This is a genomic window from Massilia oculi (assembly GCF_017582745.1).
GTDB classification, from domain to species: Bacteria; Pseudomonadota; Gammaproteobacteria; order Burkholderiales; family Burkholderiaceae_D; genus Telluria; species Telluria oculi_A.
In genome coordinates this window covers 47171-72489 of sequence record NZ_JAFVIM010000013.1, presented here as the reverse complement: position 1 = coordinate 72489, position 25319 = coordinate 47171, and the positions used below count along the sequence as shown (strand labels likewise).

19 protein-coding genes are annotated in these 25319 nt (G+C 66.0%); 8 read left to right on the top strand and 11 right to left on the bottom strand.

Annotated elements, in window-relative coordinates:
- Nucleotides 1–176 precede the first annotated feature (176 nt).
- The 3 genes from J3U95_RS16045 to J3U95_RS16035 are packed head-to-tail and all read left to right on the top strand — an operon-like array spanning nt 177 to nt 1883.
- Nucleotides 177–725 (top strand): cytochrome b, encoded by a 549-nt coding sequence (locus J3U95_RS16045; protein WP_208279673.1) that lies wholly within the window; start codon nt 177–179, stop codon nt 723–725.
- On the top strand, nt 722–1276 hold the full coding sequence (locus J3U95_RS16040) for a YceI family protein (protein ID WP_208279670.1): 555 nt from the start codon (nt 722–724) through the stop codon (nt 1274–1276). Before J3U95_RS16045 ends, J3U95_RS16040 begins: the two co-directional genes overlap by 4 nt.
- A gap of 37 nt (nt 1277–1313) precedes the next feature.
- A complete protein-coding gene (locus J3U95_RS16035) occupies nt 1314–1883 on the top strand; it encodes a YceI family protein (RefSeq protein WP_208279668.1) in 570 nt (189 codons plus the stop codon).
- A 75-nt stretch (nt 1884–1958) separates the two neighbouring features.
- Here J3U95_RS16035 and J3U95_RS16030 read toward each other — a convergent pair whose 3' ends face one another.
- Complete coding sequence (locus J3U95_RS16030) at nt 1959–3281, bottom strand: hypothetical protein (RefSeq protein WP_208279666.1); 1323 nt, start codon at nt 3279–3281, stop codon at nt 1959–1961.
- Nucleotides 3282–3583: 302 nt separating this feature from the next.
- On the opposite strand from J3U95_RS16030, the gene J3U95_RS16025 reads away from it, so the two are divergent.
- The 4 genes from J3U95_RS16025 to J3U95_RS16010 all read left to right on the top strand — a co-directional run bounded on the left by J3U95_RS16025 (nt 3584) and on the right by J3U95_RS16010 (nt 8749).
- Nucleotides 3584–3853: a GlsB/YeaQ/YmgE family stress response membrane protein gene (locus J3U95_RS16025; protein ID WP_005664749.1), complete on the top strand. Its 270-nt coding sequence runs from the start codon at nt 3584–3586 to the stop codon at nt 3851–3853.
- An 82-nt stretch (nt 3854–3935) separates the two neighbouring features.
- Nucleotides 3936–5201, top strand: coding sequence for a cardiolipin synthase (gene cls, locus J3U95_RS16020; RefSeq protein WP_208279664.1), 1266 nt, complete (start codon nt 3936–3938; stop codon nt 5199–5201).
- A 131-nt stretch (nt 5202–5332) separates the two neighbouring features.
- Entirely contained in the window at nt 5333–7492 is a 2160-nt protein-coding gene (locus J3U95_RS16015; protein ID WP_208279662.1) for a S46 family peptidase, read from the top strand.
- Nucleotides 7493–7654: 162 nt separating this feature from the next.
- Entirely contained in the window at nt 7655–8749 is a 1095-nt protein-coding gene (locus J3U95_RS16010; protein WP_208279660.1) for an alpha/beta fold hydrolase, read from the top strand.
- Here the strand turns inward: J3U95_RS16010 and J3U95_RS16005 are convergent.
- Complete coding sequence (locus tag J3U95_RS16005; protein ID WP_208279658.1) at nt 8712–9386, bottom strand: CatA-like O-acetyltransferase; 675 nt, start codon at nt 9384–9386, stop codon at nt 8712–8714. The genes J3U95_RS16010 and J3U95_RS16005 overlap by 38 nt on opposite strands.
- Before the next feature lie 13 nt (nt 9387–9399).
- Entirely contained in the window at nt 9400–10881 is a 1482-nt protein-coding gene (locus tag J3U95_RS16000; protein ID WP_208279656.1) for an APC family permease, read from the bottom strand.
- A 245-nt stretch (nt 10882–11126) separates the two neighbouring features.
- Between J3U95_RS16000 and J3U95_RS15995 the strand changes: the two genes are divergently transcribed.
- The gene (locus tag J3U95_RS15995; protein ID WP_208279654.1) at nt 11127–12317 is read left to right on the top strand and encodes a globin domain-containing protein; all 1191 of its coding nucleotides are present in this window, start codon (nt 11127–11129) and stop codon (nt 12315–12317) included.
- Here J3U95_RS15995 and J3U95_RS15990 read toward each other — a convergent pair whose 3' ends face one another.
- From J3U95_RS15990 to J3U95_RS15955, 8 genes are all read right to left on the bottom strand, one after another.
- On the bottom strand, nt 12318–13178 hold the full coding sequence (locus tag J3U95_RS15990) for a head GIN domain-containing protein (protein ID WP_208279652.1): 861 nt from the start codon (nt 13176–13178) through the stop codon (nt 12318–12320).
- A 123-nt stretch (nt 13179–13301) separates the two neighbouring features.
- Nucleotides 13302–14414: an NADH:flavin oxidoreductase/NADH oxidase gene (locus J3U95_RS15985; RefSeq protein WP_208279650.1), complete on the bottom strand. Its 1113-nt coding sequence runs from the start codon at nt 14412–14414 to the stop codon at nt 13302–13304.
- 89 nt (nt 14415–14503) lie between these two features.
- Entirely contained in the window at nt 14504–15490 is a 987-nt protein-coding gene (locus J3U95_RS15980) for a succinylglutamate desuccinylase (protein WP_208279648.1), read from the bottom strand.
- A 3-nt stretch (nt 15491–15493) separates the two neighbouring features.
- Nucleotides 15494–20185 carry an NAD-glutamate dehydrogenase domain-containing protein gene (locus J3U95_RS15975; RefSeq protein WP_208279646.1) on the bottom strand — a complete coding sequence of 1564 codons (4692 nt, stop codon included), beginning with the start codon at nt 20183–20185 and terminating at the stop codon, nt 15494–15496.
- A gap of 101 nt (nt 20186–20286) precedes the next feature.
- Nucleotides 20287–21627 carry an N-succinylarginine dihydrolase gene (gene astB, locus J3U95_RS15970; RefSeq protein WP_208279644.1) on the bottom strand — a complete coding sequence of 447 codons (1341 nt, stop codon included), beginning with the start codon at nt 21625–21627 and terminating at the stop codon, nt 20287–20289.
- Nucleotides 21628–21629: 2 nt separating this feature from the next.
- Nucleotides 21630–23114 carry a succinylglutamate-semialdehyde dehydrogenase gene (astD, locus tag J3U95_RS15965; RefSeq protein WP_208279642.1) on the bottom strand — a complete coding sequence of 495 codons (1485 nt, stop codon included), beginning with the start codon at nt 23112–23114 and terminating at the stop codon, nt 21630–21632.
- Nucleotides 23107–24171, bottom strand: coding sequence for an arginine N-succinyltransferase (gene astA / locus J3U95_RS15960; protein ID WP_208279641.1), 1065 nt, complete (start codon nt 24169–24171; stop codon nt 23107–23109). The genes astD and astA overlap by 8 nt, the downstream gene beginning before the upstream one ends.
- The gene (locus J3U95_RS15955) at nt 24162–25223 is read right to left on the bottom strand and encodes an arginine N-succinyltransferase (protein ID WP_208279639.1); all 1062 of its coding nucleotides are present in this window, start codon (nt 25221–25223) and stop codon (nt 24162–24164) included. Before J3U95_RS15955 ends, astA begins: the two co-directional genes overlap by 10 nt.
- Nucleotides 25224–25319 lie beyond the last annotated feature (96 nt).

Here is a 25319-nt window from a genome sequence, read left to right as displayed (position 1 = left end):
CAGCAATAATTAATAAATGCGCTCATAACCGGATTTTACATTCGGTCGAGCTGCATGGTGCATGTTTTACAAGTCCGTGCTAGTGTTTGCGACAGAAATTCAAGCACGGCAGCACAGTGATCGCTTTTTTGCTATAGTTGGTTAGTTCTAACTCGTACTAGTTACCTAGAGACAACATGCGCCGTTATACGATGCCCGCAATCGTGCTGCACTGGCTGATCGCCATCGCCATCATCGGCACCTTCACGCTCGGCCTGGTCATGACCGACATCCAGGGCATCAGCATGGCCAAGATCCGCTACACCAACTGGCACAAATGGGCCGGCGTCACCGTGCTCGGCCTGGCCGCGCTGCGTCTCCTGTGGCGCCTGTTCAACCACCCGCCGCAATACGTCGACGACATGCCGGCCTGGCAGCGCGGCGCCGCCCATGGCCTGCACGTCCTGCTGTACGTGCTGATGTTCGCGGTGCCGCTGTCGGGATATTTCTTCAGCCTGGCGGCCGGCTTCCCGGTCGTGGTTTTCGGCGAGATCCCGCTGCCGGTGCTGATCGGCCCCGATCCCGAGCTGCGCGCCGTGCTGCGCGGCGTGCACTACTGGCTCAATATGCTGCTGGCCGGCCTGGTCGCCCTGCACGTGCTGGCCGCCTTCAAGCACCTGCTGGTCGACCGCGACGGCGTGATGCAGCGCATGCTCCCCATCCCTACCCCGAAGGAAAAACAATGAAACCATTCAAGGCCCTGCTGGTCGCGACCCTGGTCGGCGCCAGCGCCCTCGCCATTGCCGTCCCGCTCAAGACCGATCCGGCCAAGAGCAGCGTCTCGGCCGTGTTCAAGCAGATGAACGTGCCGGTCGAGGCGCCATTCCGCAGCTTCAGCGCCGCCATCGACTACGACGCGGCCAAGCCGGCCGCTTCGAAAGCGAGCGTCGAGATCAATACCGCCAGCTTCGACATCGGCGACCCGATGTACAACAAGGAAGTCGCCAAGAAGGAATGGTTCAATTCGGCGCAATTCCCGAAGGCCAGCTTCGTGTCCACCAGCATCGCACCAGGCGGCGCCGGCAAGCTGAACGTGTCGGGCAAGCTGACCCTGAAGGGAAAAACCGCCGACGTCACCTTCCCGCTGGCGGTCAAGGCCGAAGGCGGCAAACAGGTATTCGAGGGTCAGCTGCCGATCAAGCGGCTGGCCTTCAACATCGGCGAAGGCGAGTGGAAGGACACGAGCATGGTCGCCGATGAAGTCGTCATCAAGTTCCGCGTCACCGCGGCGCCGTAAGTTTCACCACCACCACACTCACAAGGGACATCACTACATGAAGATCAAGCACCTGATCGCGGCCGCCGCCGCCCTCGCCGCCAGCACCGCCTTCGCCGCGCCGGTCACCTATGACATCGAGCCGAACCACACCTACCCGAGCTTCGAGGCCGACCACATGGGCCTGTCGGTATGGCGCGGCAAGTTCAACTCGTCGAAGGGCACCGTGACCCTCGACCGCGAAGCCAAGACCGGCTCGCTGGACATCACCGTCGACATCAACAGCATCGACTTCGGCCACGAGAAGATGAACGAGCACGCCAAGAAGCCGGACATTTTCGATGCCGCCAAGTACCCGACTGCGACCTTCAAGTCGAAGTCGATCAAGTACACCGGCGACGTGCCGACCTCGGTCGACGGCGAGCTGACCCTGCACGGCGTGACCAAGCCGCTGACCCTGCAGATCAACAAGTTCAAGTGCATCATGCACCCGATGCTCAAGAAGGAAGCCTGCGGCGCCGACGTGGTGGGCACCTTCAAGCGCGACGACTTCGGCATCAGCTTCGGCCTGCCGAACTTCTCGCCGGAAGTGAAGCTGGCGATCCAGGTCGAAGCCGTCAAGCGCTGATCGATCGCACCAAATGAAAAGCCCCGCCGGTGCGAACCGGCGGGGCTTTTTTACGTGCGTTTCAGCGCGGTGCGATCAGCGTCCGTCGCGATCGAAATCACCCGGAATCGCGCGCTCGACGCGGTGCCAGCCGGCGCGGGTCGCCGACTTGGCCTGGTCCCACTTCAGGCGCGAGTTGCCCTTCGAGCGTTCCCATTCGCCGGCCAGGTGGCTTTCGTTGGCGTCATAGCCGCCATCGTATTTGCCATAGCTGTTGTAGCCTAGCGCATATGCCGGCGCGTAGTCGTCGTAGGTGTAGCCCGGCGTGTAGTACGGCTGGGTCTGGTACTGGGTGCGCCAGTACTCGTTTTCCTCGTGCGGATTGACCATGTGGCCGACGCCCTTGCCGGCCGCGCCGCCCGCCAGGCCGCCGATCGCCGCGCCCGCCGCCACGCCCAGTGGGCCGGCCGCGGCGCCGATGATCGCGCCCGCGGTCGCGCCGCCACCGGCGCCCACGCCCTGCGCCAGGTTGTGGTCGTGCAGTTCGTCGCCAACCTTCGGATTGACGACTTCGCCCGCGCCGCGGCCGGCCGCGCCGCCGGCCAGGCCGCCGACCACGGCGCCCGCCGCCATCCCGATCGGACCGCCGACGGCGCCGACCGCCGCACCGGCGGCTGCGCCGGTGCCGGCGCCCACGCCCTTGGCCAGGTGGTGTTCGGCCAGGTCGTCGCCGGCCTTCGGATTGACCACTTCGCCCACGCCCTTGCCGGCGATGCCGCCAGCCACGCCACCGACCACGGCGCCGGTCACGGTGCCGATCGGACCGGCCACGGTGCCGACCGTGGCGCCCAGCGCCGCGCCACCCGCGATGCCCAGGCCGGCGCCGATCACGTGCGAGCCGCCCTGCTTGGTCCAGGATTCCTGGATGTGGGCCGCGTCTTCGTCGGAGCGGGTGTGCACGCCCATCACGATGCCGCCGTTCTTGATGCCTTCTTCATAGTGCTTGGCGCGTTCTTCGGGGATGCCGGCGCCGATCAGCGCGCCGATCAGGCCACCGGTGATGCCGCCCGCGCCGGCGCCGGCCAGGGCTGCCGCCAGTGGGCCGGCGACGACCACGCCCAGGCCCGGCAGCACCAGGGTGGTGCCGACCGCCGCGATCCCGGCCAGCACGGCGCCGATGGTGCCGCCGATGCCGGCGCCGATGCCCGCGCCTTCGGCCGCCTTGCTGCCCAGTTCCGTATCCTTGTCGGCGAAATGGGTGGTGCGGGTGGTGTCGGACATCAACAGGTTGACGTCGTCGCGGGTATAGCCGCGATCGGACACGGTGCCATAGGCGCGTTCGGCGCTGGCGCGGTCGGGGAACAGGCCGGTGACCATGCGCTGGTTCTGGTACTGACGATTGGTGTCGTAGCTGCTCATGTCGAATCCTTTCTGGTGGTTGGGGTGGCCAGGCGCTGTCGAAGCGGCACTGCCAAGGATGTCCACCATATGCCCATGAGCTGCATGGCTCTGTTCGATGACGCACGGTTGACACGGAACTGCGGACATGCGGCCGACGCGGCCACGATCGACCGGACCGGTGCATGAACAGCGATGCAAAAACGCTATCTAACGTGAGTTGCCGCACCGACCTGATGGGGGCGCATCTCTAGACTTTTTCCCATGGTCACGGCAATTGTTGGGCCTGGGGGTATGTCTTTTTACTTGAGGAGGAAGCAACCATGTTATTCATCATCTGGATCGTCGTCGGCGGCATCCTGGGCTGGCTTGCCAGCATGGTCATGAAAACCGACGCAGAGCAAGGCATCATTCTTAACGTCGTGGTGGGTATCGTCGGCGCCTTCCTGGGCGGCTGGCTGCTGTCGCCGCTGTTCGGCACCGGCACCATCAACTCGGACGACTTCAGTGTCGCTTCGCTCCTGGTCTCGTTCCTGGGCGCGGTCATCCTGCTGGCCATCGTGAATCTGCTGCGTCGCGGTCGCGTTCGTTAATGAGTACGAAACGCCATCTGTAAAAACCAACGCCACGTGCGTTGGTTTTTTTTCCTCTGTGGTCTTATTGATGAGCCCAAAAATGTTCTGGACAGTGTTGATTACCGTCGCCGCGACCCTCGTGCTCGGCGTCCTCGCGCTGAACTTCATGCCGAGCGAAAAGCAGATCGAGCGGCAGCTGCCCCGGCAGTACGATACCCACGACCCGCAATTTCGCCGCTCGATGGGTGTGCTGCTCGGTCCCCCTATTCTCGAAGGAAACAAGGTCGAGGCCTTGATCAATGGCGACCAGATCTTCCCCGCCATGCTGGCCGCGATCCGCCAAGCGCAAAAGTCGATCAACCTGGAAACCTATATCTACTGGTCGGAATCGATCGGCAAGGAATTTTCCGAAGCGCTGTCCGAGCGCGCCCGCGCCGGCGTGAAGGTCCACGTCATGCTCGACTTCATGGGCGGCATGAAGATGGACAATGCGCTGGTGGACGAAATGAAAAAGGCCGGCGTGCGCGTGCAGCGTTATCACAAGCCGGTCTGGTGGAAGCTGGCGCGCATGAACAACCGCACCCACCGCAAGCTGCTGGTCATCGACGGCAAGATCGGCTTTACCGGCGGGGTCGGCATCGCCGACCAGTGGCGCGGTAATGCCGAGGACGAAAATCACTGGCGCGACAGCCATTTCCGCATCGAAGGCCCGGTAGTCGGCCAGATCCAGGCGGTGTTCAACGACAACTGGACCAAGGCCACCGGCATGGTGCTGGACGGCCCCGACTACTTCCCGGCGCTCGAGCCGAAAGGCACGATGCCGGCCCAGATGTTCTCGAGCTCGCCGACCGGCGGCAGCGAGAGCATGCACCTGATGTACCTGATGTCGATCACCGCCGCGCGCGAGACGATCGACCTGTCGGCCGCCTATTTCGTGCCGGACGACCTGACCATCCGCACCCTGATCGCGGCCGCGAAGCGCGGCGTGCGCGTGCGCCTGATCACGCCGGGCCCGATCATCGATTCCGACCTGGTCAAGGCCGCCTCGCGCGACCGCTGGCCCGAGCTGCTCGACGCCGGGGTGCAGATCTCGGAATACAAGCCGACCATGTACCACGTCAAGACGCTGATCGTCGACAAGCTGCTGGTGTCAGTGGGCTCGACCAACTTCGACAACCGCTCGTTCAGCATCAACGACGAGGCCAACCTGAACGTGCTGGACGAAAGCTTCGCAGCGCAGATGAGCGAGATCTACGAACAGGACTGGGCGCGCGCCACGCCGGTGACCGAGCACAAGTTCGCGCAGCGCCCGTGGTGGCAGCGCTTCAGCACCTGGGCGGTGTCGCTGGTCGACAAGCAGCTGTAGTAAACACGGCGAAACGAGGGAAAAACGGAATTTGCTTGCGCGGTCGAAATAGCGGTTGACGATCCATCATGGGATTACCATACTCATGGACGCTTCAAGTGAGTATCCCCTTCCCAACCAAGATTACGCGCATGAAAAAAACCCTTCTCTCGCTCGCCATCCTGAGCAGCTTCGCCGCCCACGCGGACGAAGGCATGTGGATGCCGCAACAGCTGCCACAAGTGGCCAAGCAACTGAAAGCCGCCGGCCTCAAGCTGGACCCGGCCAACCTGACCAAACTGACCGAGTTCCCGATGGGCGCCATCGTCAGCCTGGGCGGCTGCTCGGCTTCCTTCGTGTCGCCGCAAGGCCTGGTGGTCACCAACCACCACTGCGTCTACAACAGCATCGCCGTCAACTCGACCCCGGAGCGCGACCTGCTGAAGAACGGCTTCCTGGCCAAGACCATGGCCGAGGAACTGCCGGCTTCGCCAGGCAGCCGCATCTTCGTGACCGACGAGGTCACCAACGTCAGCAACCAGGTGATCACGCCAGAAGTGGCCAAGCTGACCGGCAAGGCCCGCATCGACGCCATCGAAAAGAACCAGAAAACCCTGGTGGCGGCCTGCGAACAGGAAGCCGGCTACCGCTGCACCGTGGCCAGCTACTACGGCGGCCTGGAGTTCTATCGCCTGAAGCAGCTCGAGATCCGCGACGTGCGCCTGGTGCACGCGCCGGCCGACGGCGTCGGCAAGTTCGGCGGCGACACCGACAACTGGATGTGGCCGCGCCACACCGGCGACTACGGCTTCTACCGCGCCTACGTGAGCCGCGACGGCAAATCGGCCGAGTTCTCGAAGGACAACGTGCCGTACAAGCCGAAGCACATCATCAAGCTGGCGCAAGACCACGCCAAGGAAGGCGACTTCGTGATGGTGCTGGGCTACCCTGGCCGCACCAACCGTCACCGCCTGCCGTCCGAAGTGGCCTTCACCTTCGACTGGAACTACCCGGCCTTCGTGCAAGCATCTGGCGAGACCCTGGCCATCATCGACCGTGAAACGAAGAACGACCCGGCCGCGCGCCTGAAATACGCCGGCCAGATCGCCGGCGTGAACAACTACTACAAGAACCGCAAGGGCATGCTGGTCTCCTACCAGAGCAGCGACTTCTTGCAGCGCAAGACCGCCGAGCACAATGCGCTCAAGGCCTGGGTGAATGCCGATGCATCGCGCAAGGCGCAGTACGGCGCCGACATCGAAGCGGCCGAAAAGCTGATCGCCGAGCGCGACGCCGGCACCAGGAAGGGCTTCTTCCTGACCTACTCGCAGCCGAAGTTCCTGACCTCGGCGCGCACGCTGTATCGCCTGGCCAATGAACGCGCCAAGCCGGACACCGAGCGCAAGACCGGCTACCAGGACCGCGACCTGCCGCGCCTGACCTCGGTCATCGAAGGCCAGGACCGCACCTACGACGAAAAAGTCGACAAGGCGCTGGTGCTGAACTTCCTGAAGCAATACAACGCGCAACCGGCCGCCGAGCATGATGCGGCGTTCGACGCCGCCCTGGGCATCAAGCCGGGCATGAGCGAAACCGAACTGAAGTCGGCGCTGGACCGCATCTATTCCGGTTCCAAGCTGGCCAGCAAGGAAGAGCGCACCGCCTGGCTCAAGAAGTCGCCGGCCGACTTCAAGGCCTCGAACGACAGCTTCATCAAGGCCGCGGTCGCGATGTACGACGCCGACATCAAGGACGAGGAAAAAGGCGAGGAATCGGCCGGCAAGATCCAGCAAGCCTACGGCAACTACATGAAGGCCAAGATCGCCTACATGAACAGCCGTGGCCAGGCCGTCTACCCGGACGCCAACAGCACCTTGCGCGTCACCTTTGGCAAGATCGCCGGCCGCGACGTGGGCGCCGACGGCACCACCGGCTGGACCGCCTTCACCACCGTGTCAGGCGTGACCGCCAAGCACACCGGCGAAGGCGAGTTCGATGCGCCGGACAACCAGCTGGCCGCGATCCAGGCGAAGAACTTCGGCAAGTACCTTGACCCGAAGCTCAAGACCCTGCCGGTCAACTTCCTGGCGACGCTGGACATCACCGGCGGCAACTCGGGTTCGGCCGCGCTGAACGCCAAGGGCGAGCTGATCGGCCTGGCCTTCGACGGCACCCTGGATTCGATCATCTCGGACTGGGACTTCAACAACAAGATGACCCGTTCGATCCAGGTCGACACCCGCTACATGCTGTGGAATATGAAGGAAGTCGACAAGGCGGATAATCTGCTGAAAGAGATGAACGCGCTGTAATCGTTCTTTTCTCTTCCGAAGGCCGCGTCACCGCAAGGGGCGCGGCCTTTTTCATGGGGTTTTGTACCGGTCATTCCCCGGATTTGCCCGTCTGTCGCGATCGCCGCGACCGAGCGCTGTGCGCCCGCTAGACTGGATGCATAAAAACGATGGGAGAGCGATATGAAGAACACCCTGATCTGCTGCCTGGCCGCGCTGGGCATGCTGTGCGGGAGCGCCGCCGCACAGGACAATATCGACGCGAAGCGGCTCGCCGGCGCGCGCGCCGCGGTCGAAGACCTGCAGCGCATCGTGGCCCAGCATGGCGTGCAGGATTCCTATAAAACCCGCATCGGCGGCATCGACCAATGGATCAATGTGCGCGGCCAGGACCGCGCCAACCCGATGATCCTGTTCGTGCACGGCGGCCCGGCCTCGCCCATCACGCCGACCATGTGGCAGTTCCAGCGCCCGATCGAGGAATTCTTCACGGTTGCCAACTACGACCAGCGCGGCGCCGGCAAGAGCTATGGCGAGACCGATCCCGCCATCGTGGGCGAGACGATCCGCATCGAGCGCTACGTCGACGACCTGATCGAGGTGGCCGAACACCTGCGCGGGCGCTACGGCCAGCAGAAGCTGGTGCTGATGGCGCACAGCTGGGGCACCGTGATCTCGATGGCGGCGTCAATGAAACGACCCGACCTGTTCCACGCCTATGTCGGCATCGGCCAGGTGATCAGCGTGCGCGAGAATGAACGCATCAGCTTCGAATATGCGCTGGAACAGGCGCGCATCCACGACGACAAGGAGGCGCTGAAGGAGCTGCAGGCCATCGCACCCTATCCCGGCAACCAGCCGATCACGCGCGAGCGCATCGTGGCCGCGCGCAAGTGGCCGCAGCACTACGGGGGCCTGTCGGCCTGGCGCAGCGAATCGACGTATTTCTTCAAGGGCCCGCTGCTCTCGCCCGACTACACGATGGACCAGGTCAAGGCCATCGACGCCGGCAGCCTGCTCACGCTGGGCCGGCTGCTGCCGGAATTCGTCGAGGTCGACTATTCGAAGGTGAAGGAATTCCCGGTGCCGGTCGTGATGTTCCTGGGCCGCCACGACTATACGACGCCGACCGCGCCGACTGAAGCCTGGCTGGCGCAGGTAAAGGCGCCGTCGAAGCGGGCGGTCTGGTTCGAGCGTTCGGCGCACATGGCGCCGTGGGAAGAGCCGGGCAAGACCCTGGTCAGCCTGCTGGAGTATGTGCGGCCGCTGGCGAAGTAGAACGCATCATCGCCGTCAGCTCGCTTGCTACCTGCTGGCCCAGCTGGTAGATGTGAAAGCCGTCGACGAAGCCGTGGTGGGCCTGCACCGAGAACGGCAACACCAGCTTGCCGTCGGCGCCATCCCGGAAACGGCCCCAGGCCAGCGAAGGGATGTCCGAGCGGCCAACGCGGGTCGTCGGATGCTGGATCGAGGTGAACTCGAGCCATGGGATGCAGGTGACGAACACCTGGTCCTTGGCGTCGCGCGGCGACAGGGTGGTGTAATGCTGGTTCAACCCGGTCATGTTCGACGCGGCGATGCCGGCCGCACGACCGCGCGCGACGAACTCACGCAGGTCGTCCGACCAGTCGAAGGTCGCGAAATTGAGGTCGTCGTTGAGGTTCTTGACGGTGAACGATGGAATCAGCCGCTCGATGCGGATCACTTCGTCGTCGTGGATGCGGTAGCGGAAGTTCTCGATCTTCAGGACCGAGCGCAGCACCGCGCACAGCAGCACGTGGAAGGGCGCCAGGCCCTGCTCCTTGCACCAGGGCCGGAAGTCCGGCAACTCGAGCGGAAAGCACAGGTTGACCGACGGGCTGTCCATGCCGTCGAACAGCGCGAAACGATCGCGCCGCTGTTCGAATTTGTCCACGCAGTTCTCTTTCTTACTTTGCCTTGTTCAGGCGGCTGTTGCGCATGCCGTAGGCGAAGTAGGCCACGACCGCCACGCCCATCCAGATAAAGAACACGCGGAAGGTCGCTGGCGACAGGTCCTTCATGATGTACAGGCAGGCCAGCACCGACAGGCCCGGGATCACGTAGGGGCCGAACGGCACGCGGAAGCCAGGTGGCGCATCAAGCCCCTGGCGCTTGCGGATCACCGGCACCGCGATCGAGACCACCATGAAGGCGGTCAGCGTGCCCATGCTCACCATATCCCACAAGAAGGTGGAGTCGACGCTGCCGGCCACCAGGCCCACCACCAAGCACACGATGATCGTATTCTTCACCGGCGCCTGGGTGCGGGCGCTCACCTTCTGGAACACTTGCGGGATCAGGCCGTCGCGGCTGATCGCGTACAGGATGCGGGTCTGGCCGTAGATCGTCACCAGGGTCACCGAAAACACCGACACCACCGCGCCGGCCGACAGCACCAGCGCCGGCCAGGCCTGGCCGGTCACGTTCTGCAGGATCACCGCCAGGCCGGCCTGCTGGCCTTCGAACATATGGGCCGGCTGGGCGCCCATGGCGGCCACCGCGACCAGCATGTAGAACACGGTCACGATGATCAGGGCGGCCAGGATCCCGATCGGCACGTTGCGGCGCGGGTCCTTCACTTCTTCGCCGGCGGTGGCGATGGTGTCCAGGCCGATGAAGGAGAAGAACACGGTGCCGGCGGCGGCGGTCACGCCGGCCATGCCGGCATAGCCCGAGGCCTCGTTCATATTGAAGAAGGGCTGGAAGTTGTCGGCATTGAAGCCGGTGAAGGCGATCGCGGCGAAGAACACCAGGATCGCCAGCTTGATGATCACCATGATGGCGTTGGTGGTGGCCGACTCCTTGGCCCCGCGCACCAGCAGGAAGCCGCACATGATGACCAGCAGGATCGGCGGCAGGTTGATGTTCCCCGGATGGAAGGTCACGTTATGGTGGTCCGAGACGAACATCGGCGAACGCAACTGCTCCGGTATCTGCCAGTTGAAGGCATTCATCAGGAAGTTGTTCAGGTAGTCTGACCAGCCGATCGAGGTGGCGCTGGCCGCCAGCCCGTATTCGAGCAGCAGGCAGGCGGCGACGATGAAGGCCGCGAATTCGCCGACGGTGGCGTAGGCGAAGGAATACGAGGAGCCCGAGGCAGGGACGCGACCGGCCAGTTCGGCGTAGCACAGCGCGGTCAGGCCGGCGGTGAGCGCCGCCAGCAGGAAGGACAGCACGACCGCTGGCCCGGCCTTCGGCACCGCTTCGACCATCGTGAAGAAGATGCCGGTGCCGATCGTGGCGCCGACGCCGATCATGGTCAGGGGGAACAGGCCGAGCGAACGATGCAGGCCGGGTACGGCGCCGGCGACGCCGACGCTGGCGGTTTCCTCGTGATGGCGTGCTGCCGATTTGGTGCGTAACAGCTTCTGGCCCAGGGTCTGGTTCACGGCGAGTCCTTCGATGCGCGGTAGTGATCGCGGCGACGGCCGCAGCTCAACAGTCTCAAAAACGAAGTTGCGATTATAGGTGAGTCCGCCTCCCTCGCAATAAATAGTTTAAATAAGGTGCATCCAAAGAGCATCTTTGATAGAATTCTTCCGTCGACTTACCGTTGCCCGCACGCGAAGACCATCAGGCGGGCTTTTTTCAGCACCAAAATATGCTTTTAAACTGCATCTAATAAGGACCCTCCATGATTTCTGCCGCTTCCCGCCCCTATATCGACGCTTCGGTTCCCGTCCTGCGCCAGCACGGTCCGGCCATCACGACCACCTTCTACGCCAATATGTTCAGGGCCCACCCGGAGCTGCGCAACCTGTTCAATATGGGTAACCAGGCCAGCGGCGTGCAGCAGCAGTCGCTCGCCTCGGCGCTGTTCGCCTACGCCGCCAACATCGACAACGCCGCCGCCCTCGGCCCGGTGGTCAGCCGCATCGTGCACAAGCACGTCTCGGTCGGCCTGACCGCCGCCCACTATCCGATCGTCGGCTTCCACCTGCTGGGCGCGATCAAGTCGACCCTGGGCGATGCCGCGGTCGACCCGCTGATGAAGGCATGGGAAGAAGCCTATGGCTCGCTGGCCAAGGTCTTCATCGACGCCGAAACGAAGATGTATGCGGATGCCGGCATCGAAGCGGGCTACCTGCGTCCGATGCGCGTGACGGAGGTCGTGCAGGAAAGCGAGAACGTGCTGTCGATCCGCTTCGTGCCGCAGGATGGCGAGGCGCTGCCGCCGTTCAAGGCCGGCCAGTACGTGAGCGTGGAAGCGATCTTCGACGACGGGTTCCGTCAGCTGCGCCAGTACAGCCTGTCGGATGCGCACGGCGTCGATTCGATGCGCATCTCGGTCAAGCGCGAAGAGGGCAACGACAACGTCCCGGCCGGCGCCGTGTCGAACTGGCTGCACCGTAACGTGGAGGCGGGCGACATCCTGCAGGTCAGCCATCCGTTCGGCGATTTTTTGCCGGATACCGAGTCCGACGAGCCGGTGGTGCTGCTGTCGGCCGGCGTGGGCATCACGCCGATGATCGGCGCGCTGAACCGCATCGCCCTGGTCAATCCGCAGCGCCGCGTGATCTTCGCGCACGCCGCGCGCTGCCCCGAGCATCATCCGCACCAGCTCGATATCGCCGCCGCCAGGGCGCGCATGCCGAACCTGCAGGTGGTGACCTTCCATGAACAGGACAGCGCTCCCGACGCCCTGCCCGGCTTCATGGACCTGGCGCGCCTGCCGAAGTGGCCGCGCAGCGAGACCAATGTCTATATGTGCGGCCCGCTGCCGTTCATGCAGGCGCAGTGGAATGCGCTGCTGGAAGACGGCGCCCCGGCGAGCCGCCTGCACCGCGAGGTGTTCGGTCCGGACCTGCTCGACAACCTGCTTTGATCAGTCCAGCAGGTGCACCCGGTCGCCGGTGACGCTGCGCTGGGCCGGGTGGCCATACACGCGGATGCCGCCCGAGCCCGAGGTGCGGGCGAACAGCGACTGCTTCACGGTGGCGCGGATGCCGCCGGCGCCGCTGGCGCCGAGGTCGGCGTCTTCGGTCCTGAGGTCGGCCAGGTCGACGTTGGCCGAGCCGCTCACGCGGGCGCTCAGCGAGCGCACCGCGCCACTGGCGTCGAGCGAGCTCGATCCGCTCAGCTCCATCCGCGCATGATCCCCTTTCACCTGACCCAGGCGCATGCGGCTCGATCCCGACAGGGTCGCGTCGATGCCCTCCAGCTGCAGGCGGCTCGCGTCCAGCAGGCCCGAGCCGCTGGAACGCGCATTCAGGTTGCCCACCTTGCCCGCGAGGCGCACTTCGGACGAACCGCTCCTGCGCACGTCGAGCGGCGCGCCATTCAAGTCGCTCACCTCGACGCGGGTGGCGCCGGAAGCGCGCACTTCACTCAAGCGCGGCGTGGTGTACACGATGCGCAGCGGTGTCTTGCTGCGCAGGCTCTTCTCGGAATAGATGCGCAGGGTGTCGCCCTGGGTCTCGGTGCGGATCAGCGACAGCAGGTTGCTGTCCGCCTCCACCACCAGCGACGGCGCCGGGCCGACGCGCACCTCGACCGGCAGCGCACCGCTCACATCCAGCGCCGGCAGGCTGCCGATCGCGCGCTGGTCGCGCGCAGCCACGCCGTCGCCCTCCTTCGAGTCGCTGCTCCACGCCGTGTGCACGCGGGTGTCCCCGTCGCCCGGGGCGACGATGATGGCGCAGCCGGAAAGAACGGCAAGGGAAGCAAGGGCGATGAGGGTACGCATGGCAGTCCAATCAGGTTGTTGTTCGAGTGATGCCACTCTAGCAAGCGCCCTGTTGCGCCGCCATCTGCATGCGACAAAGTGCAGTAACGGCGCGCTGGACTGCAGAAAAACGGCGCGAACGGATCAGCGCTGGCCGAGCCGCGTATCGCCGAACAGTTCCTTGTGCTCGCGCGGCTGCGAACGCCAGTACTGTGGTGGCGCGACCACCTGGTCGCCCAGCTCGGCCGCCGCATGCCAGGGCCAGCGCGGGTCGTACAGCATGGCGCGCGCCAGGGCGATGACGTCGGCCTGGTCGTTCTGGAGAATCTCTTCCGCTTGCCTCGCCTCGGTGATCAGGCCAACGCCGATGGTCGGCAGGCCGGTTTCACGCTTGATGCGCTCGGCGAATTCGATCTGGTAGCCCGGCCCCAGCGGAATCTGCTGGAGGGGCGAGACGCCGCCGGTCGAGACGTGGATGAAATCGCAGCCCTGGGCCTTGAGCGCGTGCGCGAAACGCACGCTCTGTTCCAGGTCCCAGCCACCCTCGACCCAGTCGGTGGCTGAGATGCGCATCCCCACCGTCATTCCAGGCACCGCCGCGCGCACGGCGGCCAGGACCTCGAGCGGGTAGCGCATGCGGTTCTCCAGCGAACCGCCATACGCGTCGTCACGGTGGTTGGCCAGCGGCGACAGGAACTGGTGCAGCAGGTAGCCATGGGCGCCGTGCAGCTCGATCGCGTCCAGGCCCAGCGCCTGGGCGCGGCGGGCGGCGGCCACGAAGGCATCCTTCACGCGCGTCAGGCCCGCGGCATCCAGCGCCAGCGGCACGGTCTCGCCGTCGGCATGCGGCACGGCGGACGGGGCTTCGGTCTGCCAGCCGCGCGGCTGGCCGGGCGGGATGTTGGCGCCACCTTCCCACGGCACCTCGCTCGACGCCTTGCGGCCGGCATGGGCCAGCTGGACCGCGACCTTGATCGGGGAATGGCGGCGGATGGCGGCGATCACCGGTTCGAGGGCCTTGGCGTGATCGTCGGACCACAGGCCCAGGTCGTCCGGCGAGATGCGGCCTTCGGGGGTGACGGCGGTGGCTTCGATGATCAGCAAGGCGGCGCCGGACAGGGCCAGGTTCCCGAGGTGGATCATGTGCCAGTCGGTGGGCAGGCCGTCGACGGCCGAGTACTGGCACATCGGGGCGATGGCGATGCGGTTGGACAGCTCCAGCGAGCCGAGGGAATACGGGGAAAACAGCTTGCTCATGATGACTCCTGCAGATCGGGAGTCATCAGTCTAGCCCTGCGGACGGATTCGTGCAGACGGCAAAAGAGCGAGCCGCGGCTCGCTCTTCCTTAATTAATGCGCACCACCATGATCCCGGCACGCAGTCCTACGCGCACGTCAGGGTTGGGGAACACGACCAGCTCCTCGTCGTGCTTGACCGTATACACGGTGTCACCGTCCGAGGCGATCACCTCGCCCTGCTTCATTGGCGTGAAGTTCCAGGTCTCGCGGCCGACACGCATGCTGAATGCGTCCGACAGCTTCATGATCGACTGCGCCGTCGCGAACACGTGTGGCGCCACCTTCGCTTCCCCGGCCGGCTGGCCGCGCAGCAGCCGCTCCAGCGCCTTCGACGCATCGGCGAACTGCGACAAGTCGTTCTGCCCCAGCGTGCCGACCCGCCCCAGCTCGACCGTGGTGCCGGCCGCGCCGAGGTGCTCGGACGTGAAATAGCTGTAGGTGCCGGCGGAGGCCGGATTCATGATGATGGCCTGGATCCCGGCCTCGCCCATCCACGCGATCAGGTTTTCGCGGGCCCGGTCCTCGATCAGCTCCGGCACGATCGCGAACATCGGATAGTGCGAAGGCCGGATCGCCGTGTGCAGGTCGAGGTGCCAGCGCTGCGGCCCGCTGCCTTCGAAGAAGGCGCGGGTGACGTCGATCAGCACGTCGGCGCGGCCAGCCTCGAAAGTGCCGGCCAGCGAGCCACGCTCCAGCCGGAACATGCGGTTCAGGTCCGCATCGATGAAGCGCTTGGCCGAACGGATCGCATCGATATTCCCGACGCACAGCATCAGGTCCACCGCCAGCGCCTCCGGCGTCCGCGACAGCGCCTCGACCAGCCAGGCGACCATCTCGATCGGTCCGGTCTCGTCGCCATGCACGCCGACCGACACCAGCACGCTGGGACGGCCGGCATCCGGCGTCGCCGCCTTGACGGTCAGCACGCCGGACGCCGGCTGCGCGACCGCGAAGCCGGCGCTTTCGAAGCGCTGCGCAACCGAGGCGAAATCCGCCTCGGCCAGCGCGCGCACTGCTTCAGGCAATGCGCTCACGACTCAGGCCGCCAGACGTTCCGGGTTCAGGCCTTCGGACAAGGCCCACACGTCCAGCATCGCCTGCTCCAGGTCGGCCGGCTGGGCAAAGCCGGTCAGGCCGCGCGCGGCCATCACTTCCTCGACCGCCGCTTCCATATTGCCGTCCTGGCCGGCACGCTCGATCACCTGCAGCAGCAGGCGCTGCTGGGCGCGGCGCAGCGACTGCAGCGCATAGTTGCGCAGCTGTTCCTGCGACTTGCTCTGCGCCGGCAATTTGAGGCCCAGTTCCAGCGTATCGATGCCGACCTTCTGGCGCAGCACGGTGCCGATCTGCAGGAACTGCAGCAGGGTCATGCCGCCCGGACGCTGCACCGACACGGCCGCGAACAGGAATGATGCCTGCGATTCGATGATCTCGACCGCCTTCCAGGCCGCCGCGAACGGCACCGGCAGGCCGGTGTGGCCGTCGGCTTCCGAACGGATCTGCGGCGCCTGGCTCTGGTCGGCCTCGGCGAACAGGGTCGACAGTTCCTTCAGGCCTTCCGAATTGGCCGGCAGCGACAGCACGCCTTCGACCACGGCGCGCAGCATGGCGCGGCTGCGGTTGTCGACCGAGACCGACACGTCGCGCGGCACCACCAGCGCGTCATGGTCGAGCGCATCGAATACCGGCGCCAGGTGCAGGGCCGCCCAGGCGCGCGCCCATGCCTTGACCACTTCGGTCTCGTCGATGCGGTGTTCCAGCGCCAGGTCGCGCAGCATCAACGGGCCGCAGCGGTTGACCGCTTCGTTGGCCAGCACGGTGGCCAGGATGGTGTTGGCCAGCGGATGATCGAGCGGGTCGCGGGTCGCCACCAGCTGGGCCGGGAAGTAAGGGCGCAGCAGCGAGTCGGCCCACGATTCGCCCGTCAGCTCGAGCGCCGCCAGGGTGCGCTTGAAGCGGTTCTTGACGTTGGCGATGACCACCGCCAGCTCCGGCGCCGTCAGGCCCAGGCCAAGCGACTTGCGACGCTGCAGCTCGACGTCCGTCGGCAGCTGTTCCAGCTCGCGCGAGACCGCGCCTTCGGCTTCCAGGTTGCCGATCAGGGTGATGTAGCCGTCGACCACCGCGCTATTGGCTTGCGCCTGCACTTCGCGCGTCAGCAGGTGGGTCTGCAGCGTATTGTCGCGCAGGACCAGGCGCTCGATCTCGCCCGTCATCTCGTTCAGGATGCGGTTGCGGTCGCCCTCCGGCAGCTTGCCGGCGTTGACTTCGGTGTCGAGCCAGATCTTGACGTTGACTTCGTGGTCCGAGCAATCCACGCCGGCCGAGTTGTCGATCGCATCGGTGAAGATGCGGCCACCGGCCAGCGCGAATTCGATGCGGCCGGCCTGGGTTGCGCCCAGGTTGCCGCCCTCGGCCACTACCTTGCAGCGCAGTTCGTTGCCGTTGACGCGGATCTGATCGTTGGCGCGGTCCTTCACTTGCGCATGGGTCTCGGTCGAGGCCTTGATGTAGGTGCCGATGCCGCCGTTGTAGAACAGGTCGACCGACGCCTTGACGATGCGGTGCATCAGTTCCTGAGGCGGCAGCGAGGTTTCCTCGATGCCCAGCACTTCACGGATCTGCGGCGACAGCTCGATCGAGCGGGCGTTACGCGGATACACGCCGCCGCCAGCCGAAATCAGGTTCTTGTCGTAGTCTTCCCACGACGAGCGTGGCAGCGCGAACATGCGCTCGCGCTCCTTGAACGAGACTTCGACATCCGGGGTCGGATCGAGGAAGATGTGGCGGTGATCAAAAGCGGCCACCAGTTTCAGCTGGCGCGACAGCAAGACGCCGTTGCCGAACACGTCGCCCGACATGTCGCCCACGCCGGTCATGGTGATCGGGTTGTTGGCCAGGTCGTGGCCCAGTTCGTAGAAGTGGCGCTTGACCGCTTCGAACGCGCCCTTGGCGGTGATGCCCATCTTCTTGTGGTCGTAGCCGTTCGAGCCGCCCGAGGCGAAGGCGTCGCCCAGCCAGAAGCCGCGTTCCACCGCGATGCTGTTGGCGATGTCGGAGAAGGTCGCGGTGCCCTTGTCGGCAGCCACCACCAGGTAAGGATCGTCGCCGTCATGGCGCGTGGTGGCCGCGGGCGGCACGATCTCGCCCTGCACGCGGTTGTCGGTCACTTCCAGCAGGCTGGCGATGAACAGGCGATAGACTGCCTCGCCCTCGGCCGCCACGACGTCGCGCGCGGCGCCGGCCGGCATCTGCTTGCAGACGAAGCCGCCCTTCGAACCGGCAGGCACGATGACGGCGTTCTTGACCATCTGCGCCTTCACCAGGCCCAGCACCTCGGTGCGGTAGTCTTCCATGCGGTCCGACCAGCGCAGGCCGCCGCGGGCGACCGGGCCGCCGCGCAGGTGCACGCCTTCGAAGCGGCGCGAGAACACATAGATCTCGCGGTAGGGACGCGGCTCCGGCGCCAGCGCCAGGTTGCTGGTGTCGACCTTGAAGATGATCTTCTCGCCGCTGTTCTGGAAGTAGTTGGTGCGCACGGTGGCCAGCGCCATGTCGACCAGCGCGCCCATGATCTCTTCGGTGTCGGCATGATTCACGCTCGGCAGGCCGGTCTTGAGGGTGTACAGCTTGCTGCTGCCCTCGTTGCGTTGCTCTTCGCTCAGGCTCGGGTCGAAGCGCTGGATGAAGCCGGCGACGAATTCCTTCACCAGGGCCGGCTGGGTGCGCAGGGTCTCGGCCATGTAGCGCACCGAGAACTTCGAGCCCAGCTGGCGCCAGTAGCTGATGTAGGCGCGCACCAGCTGCACTTCGCGCAGCGACAGGCCGCCTTCGATGGTCAGGCCGTTCATGCGGCCGTCTTCGGCTTCGTCGTTGAACAGGGCGCTGAACAGTTCTTCGGCCACCTGGGCGATGCCCGGCTTGGCCAGCTTGGCCGCGCTCTCGGCATCAACCGTCAGCGCGGTCACGTAGCGGCGCACGCCGTCCAGGCCGGTGTGGCGGTAGGTCTGCTCGCGGTCGACCGCGATGCCGGCGTTCTGCAGCGCCGGCAGGATGCGCGACAGCGACGGCACGGTCTCGCTCGAATACAGGCGGATCGAGGCGCCGGCGGCGTCATCGTTCTCGATGCGCGCGGTCACACGGTCCGGGCGGCATTTGGTCAACAGCGCGTGCACGTCGCGGAACGCGGTTTCGGGCGCGGTCGCGGTCACGAAGTTGACCGGCAGGGTCGGCACGATCTTGCGCATCAGGCTGCGCTGGCGGCTCTCGTCGACCGAGTTGATCAACTCGGCGAAGCGGTCGTGCCAGCCATCGAGCACGCCCAGCAGCGGACGCTGGATATCGCTTTCCAGGTCGAGCGGATAACGCGCGGCGTGGGCGGTCAGGTAGACGCGCGCCAGCGGGCCGTCGGCCACCAGGGTCTGGACGTCGACGTCGCGCGCGCCCGAGCTTTCCTTCAGGGCGGCGGCCAGGCTGGATGCGACGGCGGCGGAAAAGCGCTCGCGCGGCAGGTAGACCAGCACGTTCAGGTGGCGCTGGTAGACATCGCGGCGCGCGAACACCTTCGCGCGCGGCTGCTTGTACAGCGAGACCACGGCGCCGCAGACTTCGGCCAGCCATTCCGGCTCGGCTTCCAGCGCCTCGGTGCGTGGCAGCGATTCGAGGATCTCGATGAATTTCTCGGCGCGGAAGCCTTCTTGGCGCACGCCGGCGATGGAGAGCACCTTGGCCACGCGGCCGCGCGCGAACGGCAGGCGCGCCAGCGGGGTCGAGGTGGCAGCGCGGGTGAACAGGCCGATGAAGCAGTGCTCGCCCAGGATCTTGCCTTGCGCATCCAGGTCGCGCACGCCGATGAAGTCCAGCGGCGCGTCGCGGTGCAGGGTGCCGGCCACGTCGGCCTTGACGATCGACAGGTTCTCGGCGCGCAGCGACAGGGTTTCGAAGTCGCCCGGAATGCTGGCCAGGCAGGTGCCGTAGACCGGGTGCGCGGTGTCCTTCAGCACGCCGATGCGGCTCGGGATGTCGCGTTCGAGTTCGCGCGCGCCCGGCTTGACGACGTAGTAGGCGTAGCCGAACGGCTCGAATCCCTCGTTCTTGGCCCATTCGAGGAAGGCCGCGACTTCCTGGCCTTCCGGGGTGCCGGAGGCAGCGGCGGCGGCGGCCACGGCGGTCATGCGGTCGCCCATGGCGACGGCGTCGCGCTGCACGGTGGCGGCGTCGTTGGCGACCATGCGCAGGCGCGCGGTCAGCTTGTCCAGTTCTTCGAACTGCAGTTCATCGTTCAGCAGGCACAGGACGATCGATTCCAGCGGGCTGCCGGCTTCGCCGACGGCGACGAAGGCGCCATTGGCGTCGCGGCGCACCGGCAGCACGGCATTCATCACGCCGGCGGCGGTCAGGCGTTCCTTGCGCAGGGCCATGACGAAGGAGTCGACCAGGTAGGGACGGTCGTCGTTCAGAATCAAGAGTGCGGTGGCGGTGCCGCCGCGGCCGTCCAGGTAGCGCATGGTGGCGATCTGCGCGCCGGGGCCGCTGCGCTGGGCCAGTTGCGAGAACCCTTCCACCAGTACCGGCGCCAGGCTTTGCGGCGCGGTGCCGGCCAGGTCTTCGTCGTCGAGCGATCCGAGCCAGGCGGCGGTCAGGGCATTGACCTGCGCGCTGTTGGCGGACTGGTTTGCACCGACCAGAGCGAGCGTCTGGTTGCGCAAATCGTTGGGCATGTCTTTCATCTTGCTTCTCCAAAGTTGTGTGCCTGGTGCGTCGACTGCTCGTGGCCCGACGCGGCCCTGCTTATACAGGACAGGGATCTTCCCGCCCGAATACTACATCGTTACAAGTCGTACAGCCCCGGCAATCCGAGGATGCGGGTGAGTTCTTCCAGTGCGGCCGCGCATTCCAGCGCCAGCTGCGGGTCGGCCAGGTCCTTCGGCTCGATGCGGTCGCGGTAATATTGCTCGACCCAGGCAACCAGACGCGCGTACAGCGCCTCGGTCATGATCACGCCCTGGTGCATGGCGGCGGCTTCCTCGTCGGTCAGCACCACGCGCAGGCGCAGGCAGGCCGGTCCGCCGCCATTGCGCATGCTCTGGCGCAGGTCGAATTCGACCAGCTCGTCGATCGGTCCGCCGCTGGCGACCAGGCCGGCCAGGTAATTCGACACGGCCGCGTTCTCGCGGCATTCGTGCGGCACCACCAGCGCCATGCGGCCGTCCGGCTTCGAGAGCAGCTGGCTGTTGAACAGGTAGCTGGCCACGGCGTCGGCCACCGGCACCTGGCTGCTCGCCACGCGCACCGATTGCAGCTCGGTATCGACGCCGTCCAGGGCGCGCCGGAGCAGATCCAGGGTGCCCGCTTCGTCGGCGAACGCCTGCTCGTGGTGGAACAGCACGTTGCCGTTGCCGACCGAGATCACGTCGTTGTGGAACACGCCCTGGTCGATCACGTCCGGATTCTGGGCGGCGAACACGGTGCGCGCCGGGTCCAGGCCATGCAGGCGCGCGATCGCCTGCGACGCCTCGAGCGTCTGGCGCGCCGGGTACTTCTTCGGCGCCGGGGCGGATGGATCGAACTCCACGCGGCCATAGACGAAGAACTCGACGCCGGGCGCGCCATGGCTGGCGGCGAAGCGCGTGTGGTTGGCGGCGCCCTCGTCGGCGAAGGCCGGCACCGACGGCAAGGTGTCGTGCACCACGAAATGGTTGCTGTCGGCGAAGATCGCGCGCAGGGTGCGGGTCGCCTGCAGGTGCTCTTCGGAGCGATGCAGCTTGTTGTTCAGGTTCGCGGCAGTAAAGTGCACGCGGCCGTCGAGCGAGTCGGCCGACGGGCTGACGGTGCCGGCATTCGCGGTCCACATCGGCGCGGCCGACCAGGCGCAGGCCAGGATCACTGGCGCTTCGCGGTAGGCGCGCGCCAGGACGTCGGCGTCGGTACCCGAGAAGCCCAGGCTGCGCAGCAGGCGGAAGTTCGGACGGCCCTGCGGCGGCATCACCGCCTGGGCGAAGCCGCGCGCGGCCAGTTCGCGCATCTTGGCCAGGCCCTGCAGCGCGGCCTGGCGCGGATTCGAGGCCGAGCGCACGTTGTTGAACGAGGCGACGTTGCCGAACGAGAGGCCGGCATAGTTGTGCGACGGGCCGACCAGGCCGTCGAAGTTGAATTCGCGGGCGTCACGCATGCTCAGGCTCCTTGCGCCGGAAAGGCCAGGCCGGGCGACAGCCTGGCCGGCATCTCGAGTTGCGCCGTCTCGATCGAGGCCACCGGATAGGCGCAGTAGTCGGCCGCGTAATAGGCGCTCGGACGGTGGTTGCCCGACTTGCCGACGCCGCCGAACGGCGCCGAGCTGGCCGCGCCCGTGGTCGGACGGTTCCAGTTGACGATGCCGGCCCTGGCGCGCACGGCAAACCGCTTCCACAACTCTTCCGACGGCGACAGCAGCGCGGCAGCCAGGCCGAATTCGGTGGCGTTGGCCACGCGCAGGGCTTCATCGAAGTCGCTCACGCGGATCACCTGCAGCAATGGGCCGAACCATTCTTCGTCCGGAATGCCTTGTGCATCGGTGGTGTCGACGATGCCGGCGGTGACGAAGCCGGCGTCCTTGTCGAGCTGGCGCATCTGCAGCAGGATTTTTCCACCTCTCGTCGCCATATCGGCCTGCGCCTGCACCAGGCGCGCCGCGACCGCGCTCGAGACCACCGGCCCCATGAACGGCTGCGGCTCGGCGTTCGACGGGCCGACTTGCAGCTGTGCTGCCACTTCGACCAGACGCGCAAGGAAGGCCTGCCCCGCTTCGTTGTCCTGGATGACCAGGCGGCGCGCGCAGGTGCAGCGCTGGCCGGCCGAGATGAAGGCCGACATCACCGTATGGTGGACAGCGGCGTCGACGTCTTCCACGTCCCACACCACCAGCGGATTGTTGCCGCCCATTTCCAGCGCCAGCATCTTGCCCGGCTGGCCACCGAACTGCTTGTGCAGGGCCGCGCCGGTCTGGCTGCTGCCGGTGAACAGCACACCATCGACCAGCGGTTCCTGGCCCAGCGCGATGCCGGTCTCGCGGCCACCGTTGACCAGATTGAGCACGCCCTTCGGCAGGCCGGCCTTCTCCCACAGTTCGACGGTTTTCAGCGCCGTGCGCGGCGCGTATTCGCTCGGCTTGAACACGATGGTATTCCCGGCGATCAGGGCCGGCACGATGTGGCCGTTCGGCAGGTGGCCGGGGAAGTTGTACGGACCGTAGACGGCGAACACGCCGTGCGGACGATGACGCAGCACGGCATTGCCGTCGGCGACCTTGGCCAGGCTTTCACCGGTGCGGGCGCCATACGACTGGACCGAGATGTCGATCTTGTTGGCCATGGTCGCGACCTCGGTACGCGCTTCCCACAGCGGTTTGCCGACTTCCTCGGCGATGGTCGCCGCCAGTTCCTCGGCGTTTTCCTTCAGCAGGTCACGAAAACGGGTGGCGACGGCGATACGTTCTTCCAGGGGGCGCAGGGCCCAGTCTTCGAAGCTGTCGCGCGCCGCCTGGGCCGCGCGCGCCACGTCTTCCTGGGTCGATTCGCCGCTGGTCCAGGTCTGGCGGCCGGTCGACGGATCGACGGTGGCCAGTTCGCGACCGCTGCCGGCGAGCCACTCGCCGTTGATGTAGTTCGAGAGATTAGCCATGGGAAGTCTTCCTGGTATTGAGTGTCAGGGTGCGCACGTTGTCCCCCGCGCTGCAGCCCAGCTGCGCCAGCTCTTCGGGCTTCAGGACCACGCTGGTGGCGCCCGGCACGGCGCGGGTCAGGATCATCCGGAAATCGCCGAGGCGGGTGTTCGACACCAGCATGTGCTCGGTGTCCGGGGCAGCGTCATGGTCTTCGACCGGCAGCCCTTCGGCCGCCACCGCCAGCACGCTGTCGCGCACCGCGCGCAGCTCGGACACGCGGCCCTGCAGCACCGGGCCGGCGTCGAAGATGTCGACGTAGCCCTCGTAATGCATGCCTTCCTGCTCCAGCAGGCGGCGCGCCGGCTGGGTCGAGGTGTGCACCTTGCCGATCACGTCGATCGCCGACTGCGGCAGGTAATCGACATACAGCGGCTGGCGCGGCATCAGTTCGGCGATAAAGGATTTCTTGCCGATCGCGGTCAAGCCGTCGACATGGTTGAAATCCATCTTGAAGAAATGGCGGCCCAGTCCTTCGTAGAACGGCGAATCGCCGGCCTCGTCCTGGTAGCCGCGCATCTCGGCGATGATTTTTTCGGTGAACAGGTGCTGGAACTGGGCGATGAACAGGAAGCGGCTCTTGGACAGCCACTTGCCGTTGAAGCCGGCGCGGTACTGCGGCAGCAGGAACAGCGAGCACAGTTCGGTCGAACCGGTCAGGTCGTTCGACAGGTACAGCGTTTCCATCCGGGTGAACACGTTCAGCTCGCGGCTGCAGTGCACCAGGGTGCCGATGCGGTAGTTGTAGAACGGCTCGGTCAGCCCGACCGCGCCCTTGATCGCGCACACGCCGGCGATGCTGCCGGCCTCGCCGGCAGGCCCCGTGTGCTCCAGCACGAACATGTAGTCGCGCTTCTCCGGCGCGATGGTCTCGGCGAACGAGGCCTCCGAGGTGGCCAGGCGCTGGCCCAGCATCTCCGGATCGGGTTTCAGGGTGGTCATGCCGCTGCCGGCCTGGCGCGCCATTTCCATCAGGGCGTCGAGGTCGGTCAGTCTGGAGGAACGGATCACGAGCATGCTGGTTCTCCCTGGATGCGCACGCACACCACTTCGTCGCCCGGCGCCACGCCCAGCGCCTGCTGGACGTCGCGCGGCAGCGCGATGGTGTGCGCATGTTCGATCGGCGCCGTGCGCACGGTCACGGCGCGGAAACCGTTGTCGACGGTGGCGACGGCGTAGTCGACAGGCGCCACGTCCGGCGCATGATCGGGTCCCTGAGCAGGTCCGGCGCCCACGCGCAGCCGGTGCGAGGCGCAGAACGAGCGCAGCGCGTTCTTGTGCGCCTGCAGGATCGGGCCGCCGTCGAAGATGTCGATGTATTCGTCGGCCTCGAAACCTTCCTGCGCCAGCAGGTCGAAGGCCATCTGTCCGCCGGGATGGATCTGGCCCAGCGCGGCCTGGGCGTCGCCCGGCAGCAGCGGCACGTAGACCGGATAGTGCGGCATCAGCTCGACGATCAGGGTGCGGTTGCGCGCGCCCTCGATCAGGCGTTCGGCCTCGAGGAAGTCCATCTTGAAGAACTTGCGGCCCAGCGCATTCCAGAACGGCGACTGGCCGTCGCCATCCAGGCGCCCGGCCAGCGGCACGAAGAAGCGGTCGCCGAAGCGGTGCGGCGCCAGCATGGCGTACAGCAGGCGCGCGCGCGACAGCAGCGCGGCCTCGATGCCGGCGCTGTCGCGGTGGCGCAGGAAGAATCCGGACAGCTGCGAATAGGCGGTGAGCTCGGAGCACAGGGTCAGCGCGTGGACGCTGTGGCTGATGTTCAGGTCGCGCGAGACCTGCTGGATCACGTCGTTGCGGAAGGCGAAATAGGTGCCGTTCGAGCCGGCCGAGGCGTGGATGATGGCGGTGCCGACCACTTCGCGCGAGCGCAGGTCTTCCAGCACGAACAGGTAGGATTCTTCGCTCGGGATATCGACCTGGGCCGCGAACGAGGCGATCGAGCGCTCGACCGCCGCGACAATGCCTTCTCGCGTGCGCGGCAGCGTGTGCACGCCCGGCATCGAGATGGCCGCCATCGCTTCCAGCGCGCCGATATCGGCGCGATCTACCGGACGGACAACATACATGTGTACTCCCAGGTGGTACGTCAGTGGAGACAATAAGTGGAGACAATGCCCACGGCCGGCCTCATCCTCCCAGGCGGGCCGGCCGCGACCGGAAGG

Coding starts and splice junctions, on each gene's coding strand:
- J3U95_RS16045 (WP_208279673.1), top strand. CDS start 177: ATGCGCCGTTATACGATGCCCGCAATCGTGCTGCACTGGCTGATCGCC.
- J3U95_RS16040 (WP_208279670.1), top strand. CDS start 722: ATGAAACCATTCAAGGCCCTGCTGGTCGCGACCCTGGTCGGCGCCAGC.
- J3U95_RS16035 (WP_208279668.1), top strand. CDS start 1,314: ATGAAGATCAAGCACCTGATCGCGGCCGCCGCCGCCCTCGCCGCCAGC.
- J3U95_RS16030 (WP_208279666.1), bottom strand. CDS start 3,281: ATGAGCAGCTACGACACCAATCGTCAGTACCAGAACCAGCGCATGGTC.
- J3U95_RS16025 (WP_005664749.1), top strand. CDS start 3,584: ATGTTATTCATCATCTGGATCGTCGTCGGCGGCATCCTGGGCTGGCTT.
- cls (WP_208279664.1), top strand. CDS start 3,936: ATGTTCTGGACAGTGTTGATTACCGTCGCCGCGACCCTCGTGCTCGGC.
- J3U95_RS16015 (WP_208279662.1), top strand. CDS start 5,333: ATGAAAAAAACCCTTCTCTCGCTCGCCATCCTGAGCAGCTTCGCCGCC.
- J3U95_RS16010 (WP_208279660.1), top strand. CDS start 7,655: ATGAAGAACACCCTGATCTGCTGCCTGGCCGCGCTGGGCATGCTGTGC.
- J3U95_RS15995 (WP_208279654.1), top strand. CDS start 11,127: ATGATTTCTGCCGCTTCCCGCCCCTATATCGACGCTTCGGTTCCCGTC.
- J3U95_RS15990 (WP_208279652.1), bottom strand. CDS start 13,178: ATGCGTACCCTCATCGCCCTTGCTTCCCTTGCCGTTCTTTCCGGCTGC.
- J3U95_RS15985 (WP_208279650.1), bottom strand. CDS start 14,414: ATGAGCAAGCTGTTTTCCCCGTATTCCCTCGGCTCGCTGGAGCTGTCC.
- J3U95_RS15975 (WP_208279646.1), bottom strand. CDS start 20,185: ATGAAAGACATGCCCAACGATTTGCGCAACCAGACGCTCGCTCTGGTC.
- astB (WP_208279644.1), bottom strand. CDS start 21,627: ATGCGTGACGCCCGCGAATTCAACTTCGACGGCCTGGTCGGCCCGTCG.
- astD (WP_208279642.1), bottom strand. CDS start 23,114: ATGGCTAATCTCTCGAACTACATCAACGGCGAGTGGCTCGCCGGCAGC.
- astA (WP_208279641.1), bottom strand. CDS start 24,171: ATGCTCGTGATCCGTTCCTCCAGACTGACCGACCTCGACGCCCTGATG.
- J3U95_RS15955 (WP_208279639.1), bottom strand. CDS start 25,223: ATGTATGTTGTCCGTCCGGTAGATCGCGCCGATATCGGCGCGCTGGAA.